Raw genomic sequence first — 24,173 nt, 5'->3', positions numbered from 1 at the left:
GCTTTTTTCATTCACACCCGCCTTCCACCATGAGTCTCAAAGCCCGCATCACCGACGACATGAAAACCGCCATGCGCGCCAAGGACGGCGAACGCCTGGGCACCATCCGCATGCTGCTGGCGGCCGTCAAACAAAAAGAGGTGGACGAGCGCGTGGAAGTGGACGACACGCAGCTGGTCGGCATCGTCGACAAGCTGATCAAGCAGCGCAAAGACGCCATCGAGCAGTTCCGAACCGCCGGCCGCCAGGACCTTGTGGACAAGGAAACGGCCGAAGTGGCGGTGCTGGAGGTTTACCTGCCCGAGCGCCTCTCAGCGGCCGCCTTGGAAGCGGCTGTGGCAGCCATCGTGACGGAGTTGGGCGCCAAAGGCCCGGCCGACATGGGCAAGGTGATGGCTGCGGTTAAATCGCGCCTGGCGGGTCAAGCCGACATGGGCTTGGCGTCGGCCACCGTGAAAAAGGCCTTGTCGTCCTGAACCGAGACACCCCCATGGATCTGCCTGTCCGCCCCATCACCGACGACGTTTGCGTGGCCCCCCAACTGGGCCCTGAGCACATGGCCGCCGCCGCCAGCGCCGGATTCAAAAGCGTGGTCAACAACCGGCCCGATTTCGAGCATGGGCCGGATCAGCCCACCAGTGAGGCCGTCGAAGCCGCGGCGCGCGCCGCCGGCTTGGAGTACCGCTTCCTGCCCGTGATGGGCGGCTGGCAGAGCCCCGAACAGATCGCGGCGATGGCTGCCCTGTTGGACGAATTGCCGCGTCCGCTGCTGATGTTCTGCCGCTCAGGCGCGCGCTCGGCCATGCTGTACCAGCAAGCCGCACAGCACTGACGCGCCCCGCGCCGAGCGGGAAAACGCCGGGCGCTGACGCCCAGCCCGCTTCCTAGAATTTCAGTCGAACCTGCCTTTGTCGCAGGTGCTGAACGGGCTGGCGTGACCTTTCTTCTCAAACTGTCCGGAGCGATCGATCGCCTCGGCATCGGGCTGGGCCACGCGGTGCGATGGCTCATCCTCGGCTCGGTGCTCATCAGTGCCAGCAATGCGGTGATGCGCAAGGCCTTCGACATCGGATCGAACGCCTTCCTTGAAGTGCAGTGGTACCTGTTCGCGGCGGCATTTCTGCTGGGCGCGGGGTACACCTTCCTGCGCAATGCGCACGTTCGCATCGACTTCCTGTCCAGCCGGCTGTCCGAGCGCGCTGCGGCGTGGGTGGACATCCTCGGCATCGTCTTGGTGGTGTTGCCCTTCGCGGCACTGATGATTCTCTGGTCATGGCCGCTGTTCGCACGCGCATGGACCTCGGGCGAGATGAGCCAGAACGCGGGCGGCTTGGTGCTTTGGCCCGCCCGGCTCGTCATCCCAATCGGATTCGCCCTGCTGCTGCTGCAAGCCCTGTCGGAGCTGGTCAAACGCGCGGCCTTTTTACGAGGCCTGCTGCCCCACCCCATCACGCCTGAGGCCAAACCAGAGTCCGACCCGCCCGCTGGCGACGTTCGTGCGGAGGCCCAAGCATGACGCTGTGGATCGCGCAAAACTTCGTGCCGCTGATGTTTTTGGGGCTGCTGCTGTTCCTGCTGTCAGGCTTTCCCGTGGCCTTCGGGCTCGCAGCCACGGGGCTGCTGTTCGGCTTCATCGGCATGGAGCTCAGCACCCTGCACCCGGACCTGTTGCACATCAGCAGCAACCTGTTCCAAGCACTGCCGCTGCGGGTCTTCGGGATCATGCAGAACGACACGTTGCTGGCCATCCCCTTCTTCACGCTGATGGGCATCATCCTCGAGCGCTCAGGCATGGCCGAAGACCTGCTGGAGACGGTCGGGCAGGTGTTTGGCCCGGTCCGGGGCGGTTTGGCCATCGCCGTCATCTTGGTAGGCGCCCTGCTGGCCGCCACGACGGGTGTGGTCGCGGCGGCAGTGATCTCGATGGGGCTGATCTCCCTGCCCATCATGCTCCGCTACGGCTACAACCGCTCGATCGCCACGGGCACCATCACGGCCTCGGGCACGCTGGCCCAAGCCATCCCGCCCAGCCTGGTGCTGATCGTGTTGGCCGATCAACTGGGCCGCTCGGTGGGCGACATGTACGCCGGCGCCCTGATACCGGGCCTGATGCTGGTGGGCATCTACATCGCCTTCATCGTGGGCGTGGCCATCGTGAAGCCCAGTTGGGTGCCCGCCCTGCCCATGGAAGCGCGGGTCTACCGGGAGCCCGGTGGCTCGGCCGGCTATGTTTCCCTGCTGGCCTTGCTGGTGGTTTGCTCGGCTGCCGGGGTGGTCTGGCACCAGCACCATGACGCCGTCCTCAACCCCTGGCTGCAACGCAGCCTGCCCGCGCCAGAGGACGAGCGGCTCATCTTGTCCTTGACCGTGGGCTCGCTGTTGGCCTGGAGCCTGGCCCTGGCCAACCGCTGGCTTCGACTGAACCTGCTGTCGCGTCTGGCGCAGCAGGTCACGTTCGTGCTGATCCCGCCCTTGGTGCTCATCTTCTTGGTCTTGGGCACCATCTTTTTGGGCGTGGCCACGCCCACCGAAGGCGGCGCGATGGGGGCCGTGGGCGCGATGGTGATGGCGGCTGCCAAAGGCAAGCTCTCGTCCAAGCTGATGAACCAGGCGCTGGACAACACTGCACGCCTGTCGTGCTTCGTGATGTTCATCTTGATCGGCTCCACGGTGTTCAGCTTCACGTTCAACGCCGCCGAGGGCCACCTGTGGGTGGAGCACCTGTTCGATCAGCTGCCAGGCGGCGCTTTGGGCTTCATGATCGTGGTGAACCTGCTGGTGTTCGTGCTGGGCATGTTCATCGACTTCTTCGAGATCGCTTTCATCGTCGTGCCCATCCTGGCGCCGGTGGCGGCCAAGATCCTGCCGGAGTTGGTGCCCGGCATGACGCCCGACATGGTGATGATCTGGTTCGGCGTCATCTTGGCCATGAATTTGCAGACCTCGTTCCTGACCCCGCCGTTCGGCTTCGCGCTGTTCTACCTGCGCAGCGTTGCCCCTCAGAAGGACTACGCCGACCGAGTGACGGGCCAGACCATCCCGAAAGTGACCACGGGACAGATTTACAAGGGCTCCATCCCCTTCATCCTTCTGCAGTTGCTGATGGTGGCCGCCGTGGTGACTTGGCCCAGCTTGGTCACCGGCAACATGGCGGTGACGGAGAAGGTTGACGTCGACAAGGCGATGGAGGAAATGGCGCCCAAAGACATCGGCTTTGACTCGCCCCCCATCGACCCGATGGACGGCGCCTCGGCGCCCCCTGCCACCTTGCCTTGAGCCCATGAACGACAAAGGCCCCGAGGGGCCTTTGTCGTCGAAACGGGCGGCGGCTCAGAGAGCCGTGACCTTGCTTTGCATGTAGCGGTCGAAGATGGCTTCGGTGTAGCGAAACCAACGGTTGGACTCTTTGCGGAAGGCCGCGTAATCGGCGTAAACCTTGCGCCAATTCGGGTTCTTGGCCGAAATGTCGGCGTACAAAGCCATGGACTCCTTGAAGGCCAAGTCCATCACCTCGACCGGCATCTGCACCAGCTTGGTCTTGTTGGCCAGCAGTTGGGTGAGCGCGGCCGGGTTGCGCGCGTCGTACTTGGCCTGCATCTCCACGTGGGCGTACGCGGACGCCGTCTCCAGGATGGCCTTTTGCTCGGCCGACAGCCCGTCGAACGCTTTGGTGTTGATGTACAGGTCCAGTTGGGGACCGCCTTCCCACCAACCCGGGTAGTGGTAGAAGGGCGCGACCTTGAAGAACCCCAGCTTCAGGTCGTCGTAGGGGCCCACCCATTCGGCGGCGTCGATGGTGCCCTTTTCAAGCGCTTGGTAGATCTCGCCGCCCGGGATGTTCTGGGGCACCATGCCCATGCGCTCGCAAACGCGACCGGCAAAACCACCCACGCGGAACTTGAGACCTTTGCAGTCGGCCACCGTCTTGATTTCCTTGCGGTACCAGCCGCCCATCTGGGCGCCGGTGTTGCCCATGGGGAAGTGAACGATGTTGTAGTTCCGGTAGAACTCCCGCAGCAACTTCAAGCCATTGCCTTCGAATTGCCACGCCGTCATTTGGCGGCTGTTGAGGCCAAAAGGAATGGCGCAAGCCAGCGCAAAGGTTTCGTCTTTGCCGTGAAAGTAGTAGGGCGCCGTGTGAGCCATTTCGACGGTGGCGTTCTGCACACCGTCCACCACCCCGAAAGCGGGCATCAATTCGCCGGCTGCATGCACCGAAATCTGGAACTTGCCGCCCGACAACTCCGCCACTTTCTTGGCAAAGGTCTCGGCCGCACCGTAAATGGTGTCCAAGCCCTTGGGGAAGCTCGACGCCAGACGCCAACGCAAGGTGGCCTGGGCTTGAACAGCCGGCGCAGCACCGGTGGCCAAAATGCCGGCCAAACCGGCCTTCGAAACAAACGAACGACGTTCCATCTCGCGGTCTCCAGTTGAGGGATCGAACCGCTTTCATTCTAGGGAGCGACCTCTAGAAGGCTGCACGGCAGAAACCCAGGCTGCCACGCAGATTCCTAGGAGTCTGCGCGGCAGAAGCCCAGGCCGCCGCGGCCCGAACGCGACCTGCGCAACGGAAAGGGCTCAGTTGCCCGCCACTTTCAAGCGCTGCAGCAGCACCGACCCCACCGTCTTGGTCCCCGTGGTGTAGACATCGGCTCCGATCGCGACGATGTCCTTGAACATCTGCGGCAGGTGGCCGGCAATGGTGACCTCCTCGACCGGGAAGGCGATCTCGCCGTTTTCCACCCAGTAGCCACTGGCGCCGCGCGAGTAGTCGCCCGTCACGTAGTTGACACCCTGCCCCATCAACTCGGTGACGAACAGCCCACGGTGCAGGCGCTTGAGCATCACCGCCAGAGAATCGCCGGGGGCCGTGGCACGGCTCTTCATCACGAGGTTGTGCGAGCCGCCAGCGTGGCCGGTGGTCTTCATGCTCAGCTTGCGTGCCGAGTAACTGGACAAAAAGTAGCCCTGGAGCACGCCCCCCTGCACCACGCTGCGCGCGCGGGTGCGGACCCCTTCGTCGTCGAAGGCCGAGCTGCCCTTGCCTCGGGGGATGGCGGGGTCCTCCTCGACATCGACGTGCGACGCGAGCACAGGCTGGCCCAAGCTGTCCACCAAGAAACTGGCGCGACGGTACAGAGCGCCACCGCTGGTGGCTTGCACCAGGGCGCCCAACAAACCGGCCGCCAGGGTGCTCTCGAACAACACCGGCACCTCGGCCGTGGCCACCTTGCGCGCCTTCAGGCGAGACAAGGCTCGCTCGGCGGCATAACGCCCGATGGCTTCGGGTGAGGCCAAGTCGTCCGCCGAGCGCTCGCTGCTGTACCAGGCGTCGCGCTGCATGCCAGCACCCCGCCCCGCGATGGGCGCCACGGAGATGGAATGGCGGCTGCTGGCGTAGCCACCGCGGAAGCCTCGTGTGTTGCCTGCGAAGAAGTGGGACTGCTGGGCAGAGACAGCCGCGCCCTCGCTGTTGCTGATGCGCCGATCGGTCGCGAGGGCCGCCGCCTCGCAGCGCAGCGCCAAGTCAGCCGCACCCTGGGCGTCGATGGCCCACGGATGGAACAAGTCCAGATCGGGCGCCGGCTCCAACAGCAAATCGTCTTCGTCGGGCAGGCCAGCGCAGGGGTCCTCGGCGGTAAAGCGGGCGATGTCGTAGGCGGCGCGCACGGTGTCGCGCAGGGCCTGGTCGGAAAAGTCGGACGTGCTGGCGTGCCCGCGGCGCTGGCCCAAGTAGAGGCTGACGCCGAGGGACTTGTCGCGGTTGCGCTCGACGTTTTCCAGCTTGCCCAAGCGGGCACTGACCGACAGCCCTGCGCCTTCGCTGACCTCCGCCACGGCGTCGCTTGCGCCTTGGGCGCGGGCCAGAGTCAGCGTGCGCTCGACGAGGTCTTGAAATTCCTCGCGGCTGTGGGCGAATCCGCGGTACGGCTGAGTCATGGGCAAGGCTCGAATCGAAGGGCGGTCATGATAATGACGCCATGCCCCGTCCCCGCCCCGCCAGCCCCGGCCCCACGTCCGACGACATGGACGCCATCTACGACCCCGGCGTTCCCAGCCGCACCCAACAAAAGAAGGAAAGCGAAGCGCTGCAAGCCCTGGGCCTGGAGTTGCTCGCCTTGCCCGACAGCCGCCTGGATGCGATCGGCCTGCCCGACAACCTGCGCCAAGCGCTGCGCGACGGCAAGAAGATCACCGCCAACGGCGGCAAGCGCCGCCAGATGCAGTACATCGGCAAGCTGATGCGCCAAGTGGATGCGGAGCCCCTGCGCGAGGCCGTGGCCGCGTTCAAGTTGGGTCACGCGCACGACCAATTGCGCCTGCACCAGTTGGAAGCCCTGCGCGAGCGGCTGATCGCCGATGACGAGGCCTTGGAAACCCTCGTCAGCGAGCATCCAGGGGTGGACGTGCAGCAACTGCGCAGCCTCGTGCGCTCGGCCCGCAAAGACGCCGCCGCACAGCCCGAGGCCCGCAGCGGTCGGGGTTACCGAGAGCTGTTCCAGTTTCTGAAGGCCCTGCCATGAACGACGGGGTGCGCATCGGCGTGGTGTCTTGCTCCGACCGGGCGAGCCGTGGTGTCTACCAGGACCAAGGCTTGCCCGCGCTGAAGGACTGGTTGAGCAGCGCGCTGCGCAATCCCATCGAGTTCGTCGAGCGCCTGATTCCGGACGATCGAGCGACCATCGCCTCGACCTTGCGGGAGTTGGTGGACGACGCCGGCTGCCACTTGGTGCTGACCACAGGAGGCACCGGCCCGGCGCCACGCGACGTCACGCCCGATGCCACGCTCGACGTGGCCGACCGTGAGATGCCCGGTTTCGGCGAACAGATGCGGCAGATCTCGTTGAGATTCGTGCCGACGGCCATCTTGTCTCGCCAAACCGCGGCGATCCGCGGGCAGGCCCTCATCCTGAACTTGCCCGGGCAGCCCAAGGCGATCGCGGAGACCTTGGGGGGGCTGCCCGGCACGCCGGGCATCTTTGCCGCGGTGCCGTATTGCATCGACTTGGTCGGCGGTCCTTACCTGGAAACCGACCCCGAGATGTGCGTGGCCTTCCGGCCTAAATCGGCCTCACGCCTGCCGGTCGGGCCGGGCTGACGCCAGCGGCAGGTGCTGAGGGGCGGTCACGCCCATGCTGACGTACAGGCTGGTGACCGCTTCGGCGCTGAGCTCAGCGGGCGTCACCCAATCTTGGGGCACGAACAACAAGCCTCCGCCCACAGGCACGGGGGCCGTCGGAATGATGACCACCACGCAGCGTTGACCGTCCACCCACACGGGCTCGGCTGCACTTTGCAGGCCCAGCACCGCCGAGTGAGGCCCGTCGCGGCCGCCGAAGTGGCACCAAACGGCGCGCATCGCGCGCGTGCCATCGGGATCCCGCTTGGACATCAAGTCGACGAAACGCTGGACCAGGTCGTAAACGCTGCGAACCAAGGGGATGCGGCGCACCACGGCGTCGACCAAGCCCACCAAACCACGCTGGAGCCCGAACTCCACCAGCAAGCCGAGAGCGAACACCGCGATGGCGATGAGGGCCACGCCCAGCAGGTAGCCCAGCACCTCCGACTCGGTCACGCCCAGGCCCACCTGCCCCAGCCACGCTCCAAACGGACTGGAAGGCCCCACCCATCCCCGCAACAGCGCAAAGACCCAAACGAACACAGCCACCGTGGCGGCCAGGGGCAAGGCGGCCAGCAAGCCGGTCACGAAAACGCGCAACAGATGGCGAGGGGCTTGGCGCATGGCCGAGGGATCGACAGGGTTCAGGAAGGTTTGACGAGCTTGGTCAATTGCTCGGCGTCGAAATGCTCTTCGGACTGCGCGTCCGCCGGCACGCAGTCGGGCTGACCCGCCTGCATTTGCTTGAGTGCGGCCCACAGCAGGGCGATTTGATGTTCGTGGCCCGCTGTGGAGTCGATGAGACCCTTCATCGCTTGCGCCACCGGGTCGTCACCCTGCGTGACCGCATAAGCGCTGAAGCCCATCTTGCTGGCCGCCGCCTCGCGGGCTTGTTCGGCGCTGGCTTCGATGATGCGCGCCGGATTGCCCACCGCCGTGGCACCCGCAGGGACCGGTTTCGTGACCACCGCCCCGGAACCGATGCGCGCGCCCTCCCCCACCGTGAAACCGCCCAGGACGCAAGCATTGGCGCCCACCACCACGCCGCGTTCCAAAGTGGGGTGGCGCTTGGCCCCCTTCACCAGCGTGGTTCCGCCGAGGGTCACGCCCTGATAGATGGTGACTTCGTCGTGGATTTCGGCCATCTCGCCAATGACCACGCCCATGCCGTGATCGATGAACACCCTCCGCCCGAACTGCGCACCCGGATGGATTTCGATGCCGGTCAACCAGCGGCCCAGGTGCGACACGAAGCGCGCCAAGGTGGTGAAACCGTGGCGCCACAGCCAATGCGCACGGCGGTGGACGATGAGTGCGTGCAGGCCCGGGTAACACCAGAACACCTCCCAAGCGCTGCGGGCAGCGGGGTCGCGTTCGAGGAAGCAGGCGATGTCTTCGCGCAGGCGGGCAAACAGCATGGGACGGGTCTGGTCGAGAGGCCGGGGAGTGTAGGGACGCGGGGAGAGGCCCGCGTCAACAGCGCTCTTTGGCCTTGGCCGCCTGGGCCTGCATCGCTCGAGCGATGCCGCGCAGGATGTGCACCTCCTCGGCCTGCAAGCCAGCGCGGTTGAACAGCTGGTTCAGCCGAGGCAACAACTTCTTGGGGGCTGCGGGGTCGAGAAAACCCACGTCCACCAGGGCCTGCTCCCAGTGTTCCAGCAGGCCTTGCACCGCCAGCGCGTCGGCCGGCACGGGGTCGGGCGTGCGCGGCAACACCGAAAAGCCCCCCAGCGCCTGCCTCCAGTCGTAGGCCAGCAGTTGCACGGCCTGCGCCAAGTTCAGCGAACCGTAGTCGGGATGCGTGGGGATGGAGACCAGGGCATGGCAGCGGTAGACGTCTTCGTTGCTCATGCCAAATCGCTCGCTGCCAAACACGAAGGCCACGCTGGCGCCACTGTGAGCCAGGTCGGGCATCAGGTCGCGCGGGGCCTTGCAGGGCGGCCCGAAGTCGCGCGGCGTCATGGCGGTGCCCACCACGGTGTGGATGCCTTCCAGCGCCTCGGCCAGGGTGGACACCACGCGGGCTCGGTGGAGCACGTCGGTGGCGCCACTGGCAAAGGCGAGGGTGTCAGGCTGGGTCAGCACGTCGTCGAAGCGGGGCTGCACCAGGACCAAGTCGTCAAAGCCCATGACCTTCATGGCCCGCGCGGTGGCCCCGACGTTGCCCGGGTGGCTGGTGCGAACAAGGATGAAGCGTGTGGTTTGCACGACGGGCGCCGAAGGCGGTCTCAGTAGAATCCCGCAATTATCCCGGCCCGCATCGCGCAGACGCCGGAGCGCTCTTTTCCATCGCCAGCCCACCTTTCATCCAGGAACACGCATGTCCTCTGCAGCCCTGCACCCCATGCTCAACGTGGCCATCAAGGCCGCCCGCGCCGCCGGTTCGATCATCAACCGCGCCTCTCTCGACCTGGATGTGCTGAAGGTGGGCGCCAAAGGCGTGAATGACTTCGTGACCGAAGTCGACCATGCGGCCGAGGCCGTGATCATCAAAACCTTGCTGGAAGCCTACCCCCAGCACGGCATCTTGGCCGAGGAATCGGGGCGGGAGCACGGCAACCCGCAAAGCGAATACCAGTGGATCATCGACCCGCTGGACGGCACCACCAACTTCATCCACGGCCTGCCCATTTACGCCGTGTCCATCGCGCTGGCGCACCGCGGCGTGGTGCAGCAGGCGGTGGTCTACGACCCCACCCGCAACGACCTCTACCACGCCAGCAAGGGCCGCGGCGCCTTCCTGAACGACCGCCGGCTGCGCGTGTCCAAGCGCACGCGACTGGGCGATGCACTGGTGGGCACGGGCTTCCCGTTTCGCAAGGGCGACGCCTTCAAGCGCTACCTGCGCCTGTTCGAGGACGTGATGATGCAAACCGCCGGCGTGCGCCGCCCGGGCGCGGCCAGCCTGGACTTGTGCTTTGTGGCGGCGGGCTACTACGACGCTTTCTTCGAGATGGGCTTGTCGCCTTGGGACGTGGCCGCTGGCTCGCTCATCGTGACCGAGGCGGGCGGCCTGGTGGGCAACTTCACGGGCGACGCCGACTTCTTGCAACAGCGGGAGGTGCTGGCGGGCACCCCCAAGATCTACGCCCAGTTGGTGCCGATCCTGCAGCCCTACACCCGCGTCATCGGCACCGACGGCAAAGCCGCCGACGAGGCCTGAGCCCGTCGCCTTGGTACGGGCCCACGGGTCAGCGAAAGGCGTTGATCTGCAGCACGGTGGTGGTGCCACTGACCTCGTGGCCCACGATGAGCAGGGCTTTGCCGTTGGGTGACTTGGCTGCGGGGATGAAGTGCAAACCCTCGGGGCCCAAATCGCCACCGGTGCCGTTGCGCGTGTTCAAGTAGTCCATGAAGACGGGCGCGCGCGGGTTGGTCACGTCGTAAACGGCCACCCCGCCCACGCGCTCCAGGCCGATGAAGGCGATCTGCTTGCTGCCGAACTGAGCCACGACCACGCCCTCTGGCTCTGGGCCCTTGGACGGGCTGCGCGCATCGAGCGTGTTGTTGTCGTGGCTGGCGTTGAAGTTCGCATTGGGCAAAGCGCTGGTGAGACGCTCCAGGTCCTCGCCCGAGTCGTACACGCGCTCGACGTTGCTGTTCCAAATGCTGAACGAGCGCGCGCCGAAGCTGTACAGCACGTTGCACTGGCCTGCGCTGTTCTTGCCGTCGGTGCCGCCGTTGGGGGTCGCGGTGATGCGCAGGCGACCCAAGTTGCTGTCGAACAGCAGGTTGGCCGCGTTGGCGCCAAACACTGCCGGGTCCAGCCCTGCCGTGCAGTGCTGACGCACCCGGGTTTCCTCGTTGAAGCCTGGCCAGTCGGCTCGGGCATCGCCTTCATTGGCGGTGATGAAGAAGGTGTTGCCACCCACGGTGTAAGACGCGATGGCGTCGGGCAGGTACAGACCCCGCACCGGATAGTTGGCGATCTTGAGCAACGGCGTGCCGCTGTTGGTGTTGGTGCCACCGTCCTCGTCGCTGGCGTCCAGCCCCATGCCGGCCAGGCTGTGGTCCTTCCAGCCCAGGGCCTTGATGTCGGTGACCGTGGCCGTGGCCACGTCGACGATGGCGATGGCGTTGTTCTCCTGCAGAGTGACGAAGGCTTTGCCGCCGTCGGCGCTGAAGGCGATGTACTCCGGCTCCAGATCCTGTGCCACCGAGGCGCCCGGACCATAGATGCGCACGCCGGCAGCGCGCAGCTCGGCGGCGCGGCTGTTGAAGGCGCGGAAGTCCGCTGTGGCCACGGTGGGAGCGGTGCCGCCGTTGACCGTGACGATGCTGATCGAACCCTCGGGATCGACCGAACCGAGCTGGCCGTAGCTGCTGGGCTCCCCCTCGTTGGCCGTGAGGACCCGCTTGCCGTCGGGCGTGAAAACAATCATGTCGGGCTGCGCCCCGACCGTGACACGGCTGAGCAAGCGCAAGTCCGCAGCGTTGTAGAACGCCACGGTGCCTGGCGCGGTCTTGGGGTTGGACTCCACGGCCAAGGCCACCAAGCCGTCGTGAACCGCCACGCTGTTGACGGCAGCGCCGAAGGACGTGACGTCGATGCTGCCCACCTTGCTGGGTGCCGCGGGGTTGCGCAGGTCCAGGACGTCCACACTGCCATTGGCGCCGTTGACCACGAACAGGCGCTGGCTGCTCGCGTCGTACGCGGTGATCTCGGCCGCACCCAGCGCGCCGCCCTCGTAAGCGCCCAACCGGATCAGCTTGATCGACGCGGGGGTCGCGTCGTCCACGGCGGCATCACCACCACCGCAAGCGCTGACGGCGGCCAACAGGGTCAAGCCCAAGCCCAAAGGCCAAAGGCGGGCGTTGCACAGGCGCGAGAAACGTGACATGAGGGTGACAGGCATCGGAGAAAACCGGCATGGTGGCCAGACCCGATGACAGCCTCATGACGCCGGCGCGTCGACCCCCAGGAAGCGTTGCCCAAACTCATGGCTGGGCACGGGGCGGCCAAACAGCCAGCCTTGCCCGAACTCGCAGTCCAGCGCCTTGAGCAATGCCGCCTGTTCGGCGGTTTCCACGCCTTCGGCGACGACGGTCAGTTTGAGCGCCTGCGCCATGCTGGCGATGGCTCGCACCAGGGCGTCGGCGTCGGCGTCCTGACCGAGGTCGCGCACGAAGGCTCGGTCGATCTTGAGGATGTCCACCGGAAACCGCCGCAGGTAGGACAGCGACGAGTACCCCGTGCCGAAGTCGTCGATGGCCAAACGCAACCCCAAGTCCTTGAGGCCGAACAGCAGGTCTCGGGTGCGGCCGTCGCGGTCCAGCAGCACGGACTCGGTCACTTCGAGCACCAGGCTGCTGGGCGAAATGGCGCAGCGTTCGATTTCGGCGGCCACCTTGTCTACCAAATGACGCCCCCGAAACTGCCGCGCCGACAGGTTGGCCGACAGCGTGAGCTGGCTGTGACCCGCCGCCTGCCAGTCCCGCAAGATGTCGCAGCTGCGGGCCAGCACCCAGTCTCCGATGGGCTCGATCAAGCCGCTGTCCTCGGCCAGGGGAATGAAGCGATCGGGCGGCACCGCGCCGAACTGGGGCGACTGCCACCGCAGCAGGGCTTCGGCACCCTTGAGTTGGCCGCTGCTCAACAGCACCTGCGGTTGGACGTGGAGCGACAGCTCCTGCCCCTCCAGCGCGCGGCGCAAGCGGTTGATCAGTTGCACCCGCTCCAGCGACCGCTGGTTCATCTCCGACCGGAAGAACTGGTGATGCCCTCGCCCTTGCTCCTTGGCGCGGTGCAAGGCCGTTTCGGCATGCTGCAACAGGGCCTCGGGCTCGTGGCCGTCGTCGGGGCTGACGGCCAGCCCCAAGCTGGCGGTGAGGAAGATCTCCTGCTCGCCCAAGGTGAACGGTTGGTCGAAGGTGGCCAACAGCTTTTGCGCCAGGGTCTCGGCTTCCGCCTCGCTGGCCATGCCCGCCATGAGCACGCCAAATTGGTCGCCGCTGAGCCGAACCACCAAATCCTGCGCCCGCAGGCGCCCCTCCAGCCGCTGCGCACAGGCGCTCAGCAGGGCGTCTCCAGCGGCCATGCCGAACGATTCGTTGACCAGACGGAACTGGTCCAGGCCAATGGCACCGACCACCAGCTTGGCCCCCTCCCGCTGACCGCGAGCCAAAGCCTCGGCCAGGCGCTCGCGCATCAACACCCGGTTGGGCAGCCCAGTGGTGGCATCGAAGTGCGCCAAGCGATCGATCCGAGATGCCGCCTCCTTGCTTTCGGTGATGTCCAGCAGGGTGCCCACGCGCCGAGTGGGCAGTTCAGGGTCGACCGGCTCGGCGTGCAGCAGGTAATGGCGCTCGCGGTCGCCTTGGCGGTGGTGCAGCTCCAAGTCCACGGCCCCGCCGTTCGCGTGCAGGCGACCCAAGGACGTCAGCCACTGTTCGCGGGTGGAAGGCTCCAGCCGAGCCAACAGAGTGCGCAGGCTTCCCTCGCCCCCCGCCGTTAGCCCCAACCAGCGCCCGATCTCCGACGACCACCGCAGCCTCTGGCTGACCCCGTCCCACTCCCACCAGCCGGCATGGCTGACCTGACTGAGCAACTGCAACCGTTGCTCACGCTGCAGGCCCTCGTTCATCGCTTGCCGTTGCTCGCGCAAGTCCACGTCGATGCAGTACATCTCCGGCTCGCCCCACCCATTGCGCAACAGCACATGGCTGGAGAACACCGGCACGGGGCTGCCATCTTTGCGTTGCAACTCCAACTCGCCGGCAGGGATGGCTTGGTCGTGCTCCACCCAAGCGGTGTGCGGGCGGATCACCTCGGCGCGCATGGGCGGCGGGATGATCAGCTCCTCCAGCAGGCGGCCCAGCGCCTCGTCGCGCCGCCATCCGTACAAGGCCTCGCTGGCCGCATTCCAGTAGATCACCCGGCGCTGCCGGTCGTAGCCCTGAACCGCCGTGGTGGGGGTTTGGTCAAACGCGTGGCGGAAGCGCTGTTCGGCGTCTCGCCAGCTGTCCATGCGCTGGCCTTCACCCGGCAAGTCGATCAGGGCGCCACTCACGATGCCGCCTTCCGACAGCCCGGACAGGCGAACCCACGAGCCGGCCGCCGGCCCACCCACGAGCTTGAATCGCCGATGAAGCCGCCCGCCACTGAGCGCCGCGCCCTCCAGCGCCGACCGCACCCGAGCCCGATCGGCAGGGTCGATCACGGCCAGCACGTCCCGCAATGCGCACCGGGTTGGCAAACCCATCGCCCCAGCCACGTCGGCGTCGGCCGTCCACTCACCACGGCCACTGTCGAAGCGCCAAGCACCGGCAAAGCCACCACCGCGCCACTCGGGCACGGGCGAAGCAAGCCCGAGCGAACTCAACGTCATGCCATTCCTCCCTGGACCACCGCTGCACGCGGCGTTTTCTGCCGGGTTGTAACGATGTGCCGGCCAGCGGTCAACCCGAGCGCCGCGACCTCGCTCGCCTAAGATCCCGCGCCCCATGACGAGCCCCACCGCGCCCGACGCCGACCTTTCGGCCCACACCCCCCTGATGCAGCAGTACCTGCGCATCAAAGGCGAGCACCCCGATCTGCTCGTGTTCTTCCGCATGGGGGACTTCTACGAGCTGTTCTACGACGACGCTCGCAAAGCCAACGCCTTGCTGGACATCACGCTGACGGTGCGCGGCAGCAGCGGGGGCGAGCCCGTGGTGATGGCCGGCGTGCCCGTGGTGTCGCTCGAAGGCTACCTGTCGCGCCTGCTCAAGTTGGGCGAGTCGGTGGCCATCGCCGAGCAGGTGGGCGAGGTGGGCGCGGGCAAGGGTCCGGTCGAGCGCAAGGTGGTGCGCATCGTCACCCCCGGCACGGTCACCGACGCCGAATTGCTGGCCGACAAGCAAGACGCCCCGCTGCTCGCCCTGCACGCGGGCGGTGGCCGCTTCGGCCTGGCCTGGGTCACCGTCAGCCAGGGAGAAATCGGCCTGCTGGAGTGCAGCGCCGCCGAGCTGCCGGGCTGGCTGGTGCGCCTGGGCCCGGCCGAAGTCCTCGTGGCCCGCGACACCAGCGCCGTGGGCCAACCCGAGGCCCTGGCCGCCGTGCGCAGCGCCCTCACCCCCCGGCCCGTCTGGCAATTCGAGCCTTCTCTGGGCGAGCGCAAGCTGTGCAGCCAGTTGGGCGTGGCCTCGCTGCAAGGCCTGAACGCGCAAGACCTGCCCCGCGCCCATGCCGCCGCAGGCGCGCTGCTGGCCTACCTGGAACACACCCAGGGCCGCGCCTTGGGGCACCTGCAGCGCCTGCAGGTGCTGTGCGCGACCGAGCTGATCGACCTGCCCCCCGCCACCCAGCGCAACCTGGAGCTCACGCTCACCCTGCGCGGCGAGCCCGAACCCACGCTGTTGAGCCTGTTGGACGTGTGCCGCACCGGCATGGGCAGCCGCATGCTGCGCCACTGGCTGCTGACGCCAGCGCGCGACCGCCGCCAGGCCGTGGGCCGCCAAGAAGCCATCGCCGCGCTGATCGACGCGGGCTTCGGCCCCTTGCGCGACGCGCTGCGCCAGGTGTCCGACGTCGAACGCGTGAGCAGCCGCGTGGCCCTGCGCCAGGTGCGGCCGCGCGAGCTCGCCGGCCTGCGCGACACCCTCACCGTGCTGCCGCAGCTGCAAGCCGCCGTGCCCCCGGGCACGGCCTCGCCCCTGCTGGACGCGCTGCGCGCCGCCTGCCACGCGCCCCCGCAGGCCTTGGCCTTGCTGCGCAGCGCGCTGGCCGAACAACCGGCCGTGTGGCTGCGCGACGGCGGCGTCATCCGCGACGGTTTTGACCCCGAGCTGGACGAGCTGCGCGCCATCAACGCCAACTGCGACGCCTTCTTGCTGGCGCTGGAGGCCCGCGAGCGGGAGCGCACCGGCATCCCGAACCTGCGCGTGCAGTTCAACAAGGTGCACGGCTTCTACATCGAGGTCACGCAGGGCCAAAAGGACAAGGTGCCCGACGACTACCAGCGCCGCCAAACGCTGAAGAACGCCGAGCGCTTCATCACGCCCGAGCTCAAGGCCTTCGAGGACAAGGCCCTGAGCGCCAGCGAGCGCGCCCTGGCCCGCGAGAAGGCCCTCTTCGAACAGCTGCTGGACGCCCTGGGCGCCGAGGTGCCCGCGCTGGCCCACCTGGCCCGCGCCTTGGCCAGCCTGGACGCCCTGGCCGCGCTGGCCGAGCGCGCCGCCACGCTCAACTGGTGCGCGCCGCAGTTCGTGGCCCACCCCTGCATCGACATCGTCGGTGGCCGCCACCCCGTGGTCGAAGCCCGGCTGGCCGAGACCGTGGGCAAGGCCTTCCAGCCCAACGACTGCCGGCTCGACGCCAAGCGCCGCTTGCTCGTCATCACCGGCCCGAACATGGGCGGCAAAAGCACCTTCATGCGCCAGGTGGCGCTCATCGCGCTGCTGGCCAGCATGGGCAGCTTCGTGCCGGCGCAGAGCTGCCGCCTGGGGCCCTTGGACGCCATCCACACCCGCATCGGCGCCGCCGACGACCTAGCCAACGCGCAGTCCACCTTCATGCTGGAGATGACCGAGGCGGCGGCCATCCTGCACGCCGCGACCGAACAGTCCTTGGTGCTGATGGACGAGATCGGCCGCGGCACCAGCACCTTCGACGGCCTGGCCCTGGCCGGCGCCATCGCCAGCCATTTGCACGACCGCTGCGCCGCACTGACCCTCTTTGCCACGCACTACTTCGAGCTGACCGCCCTGCCCGAGCGCCACCCCAGCGCGCACAACGTGCACGTGTCGGCGGTGGAGAGCGGCGACACCATCGCCTTCCTGCACGAGCTGCAGCCCGGCCCGGCCAGCCGCAGCTACGGCGTGCAGGTGGCGCGCCTGGCCGGCATGCCCAACCCCGTGCTGCGCCAGGCCCGTGCCGCGCTTGAAGCCTTGGAGGCCCAAAAGGCGGGGGACGAGGCGCAGGTGGACCTGTTCGCCGCGCCACCGGCGGCCGCAGAACCCGAGCCCGAGCACCCTGCCGTCCAGGCTTTGCAGGCGCTGGACGTGGACGCCTGCTCGCCTCGTGAAGCGTTGGAGCAGCTCTACCGCTTGAAGGGCTTGGCGCGATGAGCGCTGGCACGATCGTTTTCTTGCACGCCAACAGCTACCCCGCCGGCTGCTACCGCCTGCTGTTCAAAGTTTGGCGTCAAGCCGGCTACACCGTCCACGCCCTGCCCAAGCTGGGCCACGACCCGCGCTACCCCGTCACCAGCAACTGGCCGCATCTGGTGGACCAGTTGGAGGCCTTCGTGTCCGACACCGTGCAGCCGAGCGGGCCGATCGACTTCGTCGGTCACTCGCTGGGCGGCGTGCTCAGCCTGATGCTGGCCGCACGCCGGCCCGAATGGGCGGCGCGCGTGGTGCAGCTCGACTCGCCCTTCATCCGCGGCTGGCGCCGCGAGTTGGTGCGCTGGGGCAAGCTGACCGGTGTGGTGTGGCGCATGCCGCCGGCCAGCATCGCCCGGCAGCGCCGCGACCACTGGCCCGACCGCGCGGCGGTGGAAGCGCACTTCGGCAGCAAGCCCTTGTTCCAAGCCTGGGACCCGCGCGTGCTGGCCGACTACGTCGATTGCGGCTTCGAGCCCGACCCCGTGCGCGGCGGCCTGCGCCTGGCCTTTCATCGCGAGGTCGAAACCCGCATCTACGCCGGCCTGCCGCACACCCTGCCCCATGTGGCCCGGCGCTTGAAGGCCCCAGTGGGCTTCATCGCGGGCACCCGCAGCGCGGAGATGCGCCAAGGCGGCCTGGACGCCACGCGCCGCTTCATCGGCCCCGGCCGTTACCGCGAAATCGAAGGCTCGCACCTGTTCCCCTTCGAACGGCCCGAGGCGGCGGCGCAGGCTGTGCTGAATCTGCTGCCCGACCTCGGGTAAACCCGCGCCGATATACTCCGGCTTTCCTCTTGAGCGTTTCCGGCCTGCACGGCCCCCAGCACGATGCCGAGGGGGTGCGGCGCGTGGGAACGCCCTGCACACAATGACCAAATACGTCTTCGTCACCGGCGGTGTCGTGTCCTCTCTGGGCAAGGGCATTGCGGCCGCCTCGCTCGCGGCCCTGCTCGAATCCCGCGGTTTGAAGGTCACGCTGATCAAGCTGGACCCCTACATCAACGTCGACCCGGGCACGATGAGCCCGTTCCAGCACGGCGAGGTCTTCGTGACCGACGACGGCGCGGAAACCGACCTGGACCTGGGCCACTACGAACGCTTCATCACCACGCGGATGAAGCAGGCCAACAACTTCACCACCGGCAAGATCTACCAGTCGGTGCTGGAGAAGGAACGCCGGGGCGATTACCTCGGCAAGACCGTGCAGGTCATCCCGCACATCACGAACGAGATCCAAGAGTTCGTGAAGCGCGGCGCCGGCGTGGGCACGCCCGATGAAGTCGAAGTCGCCATCGTCGAAATCGGCGGCACGGTGGGCGACATCGAGTCCCTGCCCTTCCTCGAAGCCGTGCGCCAGATGAGCCTGAAGATGGGCCCGCACAACACGGCCTTCGTGCACCTGACCTACGTGCCTTGGATCGCCGCCGCCGGCGAACTGAAGACCAAGCCCACCCAGCACACGGTGCAGAAGCTGCGCGAAATCGGCATCCAGCCCGACGCGCTCATCTGCCGCGCCGACCGCCGCATCCCCGACGACGAGCGCGAAAAGATTTCCCTGTTCACCAACGTGCCCGAGTACGGCGTGATCAGCATGTGGGACGTGAACACCATCTACAAGGTGCCCCGCGTGCTGCACGAACAGGGCCTGGACCAGATGATCTGCACCAAGCTGCAGCTCAGCACCAAGTCCACCGACCTCAAGCGCTGGGACACCCTGGTGCACGAGGTGGAGAACCCGCAAACCGAAGTGCGCATCGCCATGTGCGGCAAGTACACCGACCTGTCGGACTCGTACAAGTCGCTCAACGAGGCCTTGCGCCACGCCGGCATTCACAACCACGCCCGCGTGGTCATCGACTACGTCGACGCCGAAGAACTCGAAGCCGGCAAGCTCGACAGCCTGAAGAACGCCGACGCCATCCTGGTGCCCGGCGGCTTTGGCAAGCGCGGTGTGGAAGGCAAGATCATCGCGGCCCAGTACGCCCGCGAGCACAAGGTGCCCTACCTCGGCATCTGCCTGGGCATGCAAGTGGCCACCATCGAGTACGCCCGCCACGTGGCCGGCCTCGAGGGCGCCAACAGCTCCGAGATGGACCCCGATGCGCCGCACAAGGTCATCGCCCTGATCGACGAGTGGCAGGACGCCGACGGCAGCATCCAGAAGCGCGACGCCAACTCCGACCTGGGCGGCACGATGCGCTTGGGCTCGCAAAGCAGCGACGTCAAGCCCGGCACCATCGCCCACGCCATCTACGGCCCGGTGGTGACCGAGCGCCACCGCCACCGCTTTGAAGCCAATGAGCAGTACCTGGACCAGCTCCAAAAGGCAGGCTTGGCCATCAGCGCCATCACCCAGCGCGAGAAGCTCACGGAAATCGTCGAGCTGCCGCAGGCCGTGCACCCCTGGTACGTGGGCGTTCAGTTCCACCCCGAGTTCAAGAGCACGCCGTGGGATGGCCACCCGCTGTTCATCGCGTACGTGAAGGCCGCACTGCAGCACAAGCAGGCCAACGCCCAGGCCCAAGCCCAATGAGCACGCCCGCCTACGCCGTCATCGCCAGCAAGGTCAGCGACCCCGAAACCTTCAAGGCCTACATGGCCTCCACCCCGGCCACGGTGGCCGCCCACGGCGGCGAGTACGTGGTGCGCGGTGGCGCCATGGAGGTGGTCGAGGGCGATTGGCACCCGGCCCGCCTGGTGGTGCTGCGCTTCCCGTCGATGGAGGCCGCCAAGGCCTGGTACTTCGGCGAGGGTTACACCGCCTCGCGCGCCCTTCGCCAAGGGGCGACCGAGTATTTCAACGTCACGCTGGTCGAGGGCTACTCCCCCACGTGAACCCGGTTTGAGGCGAAGTTACCGAGGGGTACCCCTCTAAACTTCCGTGCAGTTTTTCTTGCTTCCTAAGGACATCCCCCATGAGCGCCATTGTTGACATCGTCGGCCGCGAGATCCTCGACAGCCGCGGCAACCCCACCGTTGAATGCGACGTGCTGCTGGAAAGCGGCACCCTGGGCCGCGCCGCCGTGCCCAGCGGCGCCAGCACGGGCAGCCGCGAAGCCATCGAACTGCGCGACGGCGACAAAGGCCGCTACCTGGGCAAGGGCGTGCTGAAGGCGGTGGAGTTCATCAACACCGAAATCAGCGAAGCCGTGATGGGCCTGGACGCCTCGGAGCAAGCCTTCCTGGACAAGACCCTGATCGACCTCGACGGCACCGACAACAAGAGCCGCCTGGGCGCCAACGCCATGCTGGCCGTGTCGATGGCCGTGGCCCGCGCTGCCGCTGAAGAAGCCGGCCTGCCGCTGTACCGCTACTTCGGCGGCATGAACGGCTGCCAACTGCCCGTGCCGATGATGAACGTCGTCAACGGCGGCGCGCACGCCAACAACAACCTCGACCTGCAAGAGCTGATGATCGTCCCCGTGGGCGCCAGCAGCTTCCGCGAGGCCCTGCGCTGGGGTGCCGAGACCTTCCACGCCCTGAAGAAGATCCTGCACGACAAGCACATGAGCACCGCCGTGGGCGACGAAGGCGGCTTTGCCCCGAACGTCGACAACCACGAGGCCGCCATCCAGATGATCCTGCAGGCCATCGAGGCCGCCGGTTACACCCCAGGCACGCAAATCGCGCTGGCCCTGGACTGCGCCGCGAGCGAGTTCTACAAGGACGGCGTCTACGTGCTGGAAGGCGAAGGCGGCATCAAGCTCAGCGCCGCCCAGTGGACCGACATGCTCGCCACCTGGGTCGACAAGTACCCCATCATCTCCATCGAAGACGGCATGGCCGAAGGCGACTGGGACGGCTGGAAGCTGCTGACCGACCGCCTGGGCAAGAAGGTGCAAATCGTGGGCGACGACCTGTTCGTCACCAACACCAAGATCCTGAAGGAAGGCATCGACAAGGGCATCGCCAACTCGATCCTCATCAAGATCAACCAGATCGGCACCCTGACCGAAACCTTCGCCGCCATCGAGATGGCCAAGCGCGCTGGCTACACCGCCGTCATCAGCCACCGCTCGGGCGAGACCGAAGACAGCACCATCGCCGACATCGCCGTGGGCACCAACGCCGGCCAGATCAAGACCGGCTCGCTGTCGCGCTCCGACCGCATGGCCAAGTACAACCAGTTGCTGCGCATCGAGGAAGACCTCGGCGACGTGGCCGTGTACCCCGGCCGCGCGGCGTTCTACAACCTGCGCTGATCGGGCACCGCCTTGCGCGCCATCGCCATCCTGTTGGGTCTGGGCTTCGTGTGGGTCCAGGCCCAGATCTGGTGGGGCAAACAGTCGGCCTCCCACGTGGCCGAGTTGCGGGTGGCGCTGAAGGCCCAAGAGGCTCAAAACCAGGCCACCCGTCAACAGTTGGTGCGGCTGCGCGCCGAGCTCAAAGACCTGCGCGAGGGGCTCGAGATGGTCGAAGAAAAGGCGCGCGGCGAACTGGGCATGGTCAAGCCGGACGAAATCTTCGTTCGGCTCCAGTGAGCCGGCTGGCACAAGGCGCCTGCACCGGCGTCTGCTGAACCCGATGGAACCCTTTTTTCACCCGGCCTTCACGGCCTGGGGCAGCCCGGTCACCTGGCTGGAACTGCTGGCCGTCATCCTGTCGGTGGCCATGGTGTGGTGCAACCAACGGCAGTGGATCGCCGCTTGGCCGCTGGCCATCGCATCGTCCGCCTTGTATGGGCTGTTCTTCTGGCATGGGCGGTTGTACGGAGAGGCTGGCCTGCAAGCCTTCTTCATCGTGCTGGCCGCCTGGGGCTGGTGGCAATGGTTCCGCGGCGAAGCCGGGCACGCCCTGCCCGTGAGACGACTTTCGCGCCGTGGGTGGGCCTGGAGCCTCGGGACCGTCGCCTTGGGCTGGCCACTGCTGGGGGCCTTCTTGCAGCACGCCACCGACTCGCCCGTGCCCTACTGGGATGCCCTGCCCACCGTGGCCAGCGTGGTGGCCACGGTGCTGCTGGGGCGCAAGCTCATCGAGAACTGGACGTTCTGGGTGGCCATCAATGCGGTTTCGGTGAGCCTGTTCGCCTACAAAGGGTACTGGCTGACCGTGATGCTCTACACCGCTTTCATCCCTTTGGCCGCCTGGGGCTGGTGGCGCTGGCAACGGGAGTTGCTGGACGCCCCCGCATGAGCCTCATCGTCGCCCTGCTGGGGGCCGAATGCACGGGCAAGAGCACCCTCACCCAAGCCTTGGGGCAGCGGTTGGCCGACCTGCCTGCAGCCACGGTGCCCGAGCACTTGCGCCATTGGTGCCTCAGCCAAGACCGGACACCACGCCGGCTGGAGCAGGCGCACATCGCGGCCGAGCAGCAGCGGCAAATTCAATGCGCAGCAGCTGCACACCCGGTGGTGGTGGCCGACACCACAGCGCTGATGACTGCGCTCTACAGCGTGCATTACTTTGACGACCCCAGCCTCATGCTCGGCGCCTTGCAGTCGCAGCGCGGCGTGGCCCTCACCCTGTTGTGCGCGCCCGACGGCATTCCATGGCAAGCCGACGGTTGGCTCCGCGATGGCGAGGCCACGCGTCAGCGCACCCACGCCGAGTTGGCGGACCTGCTGCACGCCCACCGCTTGCCGCACGAAACCCTGCGAGGGGCCCTGCCCGACCGATTGACCCAGGCCGAAGCCTGGATTCGGCGGCGACTGGCGAGCCCAGGCCCTGGCTGAGAGCGAGAATCACGGGCTTGGTTTTGGAGTCCGAATGTCCCGCCGTCCGTTTTCGTGGTTTGCTGTTGCAGGTGCCCTACTGGCCGCGTGGCTGGCGGGCTGTGCCACGCCACCCACGCCAGCCCCCGATGTGCTCAAGGTGCAAGTGCTGGCGATCAACGACTTCCACGGCAATTTGCAACCGCCGGCGCCTTTCCGCCTTCAAGACCCTCAAGACCCCAGCAAAACGATCAACGTGCCCGTGGGCGGGTCCGAGGCGCTGGCCACGGCTGTCAAGACCTTGCGCGCCAACAAGCCCCATCACGTCTTTGTGGCTGCGGGCGATTTGATCGGCGCCTCGCCCTTGCTGTCGGCCCTGTTCTTTGACGAGCCCACGCTCGAGTCCTTGAGCCTGATGGGCCTGCACTTGTCGGCAGTGGGCAACCACGAGTTCGATGCGGGCCACGCCGAACTGCTTCGGCGACAGCGGGGCGGTTGCCACCCCACGGAAGGGTGCCGTGGCCCAAAGCCATTCAAGGGAACGGGGTTTCAGTACCTGGCCGCCAGCACCGTCGTCGAAGCCACGGGCGACACCCTGCTGCCGGCTTACCAGGTGCGTCACTTCGATGGCGTCCCCGTGGGCTTCATCGGCCTGACCCTGAAGAACACTCCCAATCTGGTGATGCCCTCGGCCGCGACGGGCTTGCGCTTCGACGACGAGGTGGAGTCCATCAACCGATGGGCAAAGGTGCTTCGCAGTCAGGGGGTGGAAGCAATCGTGGTGCTGATCCACGAAGGGGGCTACCCCCGCTCCTCAAGCATGAACGGCTGCGACGGCATCTCGGGCCCCATTGCCGACATGGTGCCCCGCATGGACAAGGCCGTGGACTTGGTGGTCACGGGCCACACCCACCGGGCGTACAACTGCGTGATCGACGGCCGCCGGGTAACCAGCGGCGACAAGTACGGCTCGATGGTGACGGACATCGAGCTCCGCATCGACCGCCGCACGCGCGATGTGGTCGACACCAGCGCCACCAATGTGCTGGTGCGGCTGGACACCTTCGCCAAGGATCCCGAGCAAACCGAACTGCTGGCTGGCTACATTGCTCGAGCCAAACCCTTGATGGAGCGCGAGATCGGCCGGCTGGCCACAGAAGTACCCATGGTGGTGGGCAACGAATCGCCCATGGGGCACTTGATCGCCGATGCTCAGTTGGCGGCCACGCGCGATTTGGGGGCCCAAGTCGCGCTGATGAACAACTGCGGCATCCGGGCTAGTCTCGTCATGGCCAACACGGGCGGCATCGTTCG

General features: G+C 66.9%; 23 protein-coding genes. 16 read left to right on the top strand and 7 right to left on the bottom strand.

All coding sequences use genetic code 11. From position 1 onward, the window contains the following. Nucleotides 1–29: 29 nt before the first annotated feature. The 4 genes from O9335_RS14380 to O9335_RS14365 all read left to right on the top strand — a co-directional run bounded on the left by O9335_RS14380 (nucleotide 30) and on the right by O9335_RS14365 (nucleotide 3,276). Nucleotides 30–476 (top strand): GatB/YqeY domain-containing protein, encoded by a 447-nt coding sequence (locus O9335_RS14380; protein WP_298389307.1) that lies wholly within the window; start codon nucleotides 30–32, stop codon nucleotides 474–476. Nucleotides 477–490: 14 nt separating this feature from the next. Beyond that, nucleotides 491–832: a TIGR01244 family sulfur transferase gene (locus tag O9335_RS14375; protein WP_298389305.1), complete on the top strand. Its 342-nt coding sequence runs from the start codon at nucleotides 491–493 to the stop codon at nucleotides 830–832. Between the two features lie 102 nt (nucleotides 833–934). Beyond that, nucleotides 935–1,516 (top strand): TRAP transporter small permease subunit, encoded by a 582-nt coding sequence (locus O9335_RS14370; RefSeq protein WP_298389303.1) that lies wholly within the window; start codon nucleotides 935–937, stop codon nucleotides 1,514–1,516. Then, the gene (locus O9335_RS14365) at nucleotides 1,513–3,276 is read left to right on the top strand and encodes a TRAP transporter large permease subunit (RefSeq protein WP_298389301.1); all 1,764 of its coding nucleotides are present in this window, start codon (nucleotides 1,513–1,515) and stop codon (nucleotides 3,274–3,276) included. The genes O9335_RS14370 and O9335_RS14365 overlap by 4 nt, the downstream gene beginning before the upstream one ends. A 54-nt stretch (nucleotides 3,277–3,330) precedes the next feature. Here the strand turns inward: O9335_RS14365 and O9335_RS14360 are convergent, their stop codons facing one another. Both O9335_RS14360 and pmbA read right to left on the bottom strand, forming a co-directional pair. Further along, a complete protein-coding gene (locus O9335_RS14360) occupies nucleotides 3,331–4,416 on the bottom strand; it encodes a TRAP transporter substrate-binding protein (protein WP_298389299.1) in 1,086 nt (361 codons plus the stop codon). 162 nt (nucleotides 4,417–4,578) lie between these two features. Beyond that, nucleotides 4,579–5,940, bottom strand: a complete 1,362-nt coding sequence (gene pmbA / locus O9335_RS14355; protein WP_298389297.1) for a metalloprotease PmbA — start codon at nucleotides 5,938–5,940, stop codon at nucleotides 4,579–4,581. Between the two features lie 41 nt (nucleotides 5,941–5,981). On the opposite strand from pmbA, the gene yjgA reads away from it, so the two are divergent. Next, nucleotides 5,982–6,524 carry a ribosome biogenesis factor YjgA gene (yjgA, locus tag O9335_RS14350; protein WP_298389295.1) on the top strand — a complete coding sequence of 181 codons (543 nt, stop codon included), beginning with the start codon at nucleotides 5,982–5,984 and terminating at the stop codon, nucleotides 6,522–6,524. After that, on the top strand, nucleotides 6,521–7,099 hold the full coding sequence (gene mog / locus O9335_RS14345; RefSeq protein WP_298389293.1) for a molybdopterin adenylyltransferase: 579 nt from the start codon (nucleotides 6,521–6,523) through the stop codon (nucleotides 7,097–7,099). The genes yjgA and mog overlap by 4 nt, the downstream gene beginning before the upstream one ends. On the opposite strand, the gene O9335_RS14340 is transcribed toward mog, so the two are convergent. From O9335_RS14340 to O9335_RS14330, 3 genes are read right to left on the bottom strand one after another with little or no spacing between them, the layout of a single operon-like run. Further along, entirely contained in the window at nucleotides 7,073–7,747 is a 675-nt protein-coding gene (locus tag O9335_RS14340; RefSeq protein WP_298389291.1) for a DUF502 domain-containing protein, read from the bottom strand. The genes mog and O9335_RS14340 overlap by 27 nt on opposite strands. Nucleotides 7,748–7,767: 20 nt before the next feature. Beyond that, nucleotides 7,768–8,538 (bottom strand): serine O-acetyltransferase, encoded by a 771-nt coding sequence (gene cysE, locus O9335_RS14335; RefSeq protein WP_298389325.1) that lies wholly within the window; start codon nucleotides 8,536–8,538, stop codon nucleotides 7,768–7,770. 58 nt (nucleotides 8,539–8,596) lie between these two features. Continuing rightward, nucleotides 8,597–9,331: an RNA methyltransferase gene (locus O9335_RS14330; RefSeq protein WP_298389289.1), complete on the bottom strand. Its 735-nt coding sequence runs from the start codon at nucleotides 9,329–9,331 to the stop codon at nucleotides 8,597–8,599. A 112-nt stretch (nucleotides 9,332–9,443) separates the two neighbouring features. Between O9335_RS14330 and O9335_RS14325 the strand changes: the two genes are divergently transcribed. Continuing rightward, nucleotides 9,444–10,286: an inositol monophosphatase family protein gene (locus O9335_RS14325; RefSeq protein WP_298389287.1), complete on the top strand. Its 843-nt coding sequence runs from the start codon at nucleotides 9,444–9,446 to the stop codon at nucleotides 10,284–10,286. Nucleotides 10,287–10,314: 28 nt separating this feature from the next. On the opposite strand, the gene O9335_RS14320 is transcribed toward O9335_RS14325, so the two are convergent. After that, a complete protein-coding gene (locus tag O9335_RS14320) occupies nucleotides 10,315–11,979 on the bottom strand; it encodes a choice-of-anchor I family protein (RefSeq protein WP_298389285.1) in 1,665 nt (554 codons plus the stop codon). 39 nt (nucleotides 11,980–12,018) lie between these two features. Continuing rightward, complete coding sequence (locus tag O9335_RS14315) at nucleotides 12,019–14,451, bottom strand: bifunctional diguanylate cyclase/phosphodiesterase (RefSeq protein WP_298389283.1); 2,433 nt, start codon at nucleotides 14,449–14,451, stop codon at nucleotides 12,019–12,021. A 115-nt stretch (nucleotides 14,452–14,566) separates the two neighbouring features. Here O9335_RS14315 and mutS point away from each other — a divergent pair, with 115 nt between their 5' ends. The 9 genes from mutS to O9335_RS14270 form a co-directional block, all read left to right on the top strand. Beyond that, nucleotides 14,567–17,170, top strand: coding sequence for a DNA mismatch repair protein MutS (gene mutS, locus O9335_RS14310; RefSeq protein ID WP_298389282.1), 2,604 nt, complete (start codon nucleotides 14,567–14,569; stop codon nucleotides 17,168–17,170). Then, a complete protein-coding gene (locus tag O9335_RS14305; protein ID WP_298389280.1) occupies nucleotides 17,167–17,973 on the top strand; it encodes an alpha/beta hydrolase in 807 nt (268 codons plus the stop codon). The genes mutS and O9335_RS14305 overlap by 4 nt, the downstream gene beginning before the upstream one ends. A gap of 103 nt (nucleotides 17,974–18,076) precedes the next feature. Next, nucleotides 18,077–19,741, top strand: coding sequence for a CTP synthase (locus O9335_RS14300; protein ID WP_298389278.1), 1,665 nt, complete (start codon nucleotides 18,077–18,079; stop codon nucleotides 19,739–19,741). Beyond that, complete coding sequence (locus O9335_RS14295; protein ID WP_127680997.1) at nucleotides 19,738–20,043, top strand: DUF1330 domain-containing protein; 306 nt, start codon at nucleotides 19,738–19,740, stop codon at nucleotides 20,041–20,043. The genes O9335_RS14300 and O9335_RS14295 overlap by 4 nt, the downstream gene beginning before the upstream one ends. Before the next feature lie 80 nt (nucleotides 20,044–20,123). Continuing rightward, nucleotides 20,124–21,410: a phosphopyruvate hydratase gene (eno, locus tag O9335_RS14290; protein ID WP_298389274.1), complete on the top strand. Its 1,287-nt coding sequence runs from the start codon at nucleotides 20,124–20,126 to the stop codon at nucleotides 21,408–21,410. Nucleotides 21,411–21,422: 12 nt separating this feature from the next. Further along, complete coding sequence (locus O9335_RS14285; protein ID WP_298389272.1) at nucleotides 21,423–21,689, top strand: septum formation initiator family protein; 267 nt, start codon at nucleotides 21,423–21,425, stop codon at nucleotides 21,687–21,689. A gap of 43 nt (nucleotides 21,690–21,732) precedes the next feature. After that, on the top strand, nucleotides 21,733–22,341 hold the full coding sequence (gene pnuC / locus O9335_RS14280; RefSeq protein WP_298389270.1) for a nicotinamide riboside transporter PnuC: 609 nt from the start codon (nucleotides 21,733–21,735) through the stop codon (nucleotides 22,339–22,341). Next, nucleotides 22,338–22,880, top strand: a complete 543-nt coding sequence (locus O9335_RS14275) for an ATP-binding protein (RefSeq protein ID WP_298389268.1) — start codon at nucleotides 22,338–22,340, stop codon at nucleotides 22,878–22,880. The genes pnuC and O9335_RS14275 overlap by 4 nt, the downstream gene beginning before the upstream one ends. 34 nt (nucleotides 22,881–22,914) lie before the next feature. Continuing rightward, nucleotides 22,915–24,173, top strand: a 1,259-nt coding sequence (locus O9335_RS14270; protein WP_298389266.1) for a metallophosphoesterase, incomplete at its 3' end; no start/stop codon positions are given.

The sequence above is a fragment of the Inhella sp. genome, assembly GCF_027532025.1.
In the GTDB taxonomy this organism is placed as follows: Bacteria; Pseudomonadota; Gammaproteobacteria; order Burkholderiales; family Burkholderiaceae_C; genus Inhella.
Note: the sequence above shows the minus strand (reverse complement) of the source record. Positions and strands in the feature narration are given on the sequence as shown.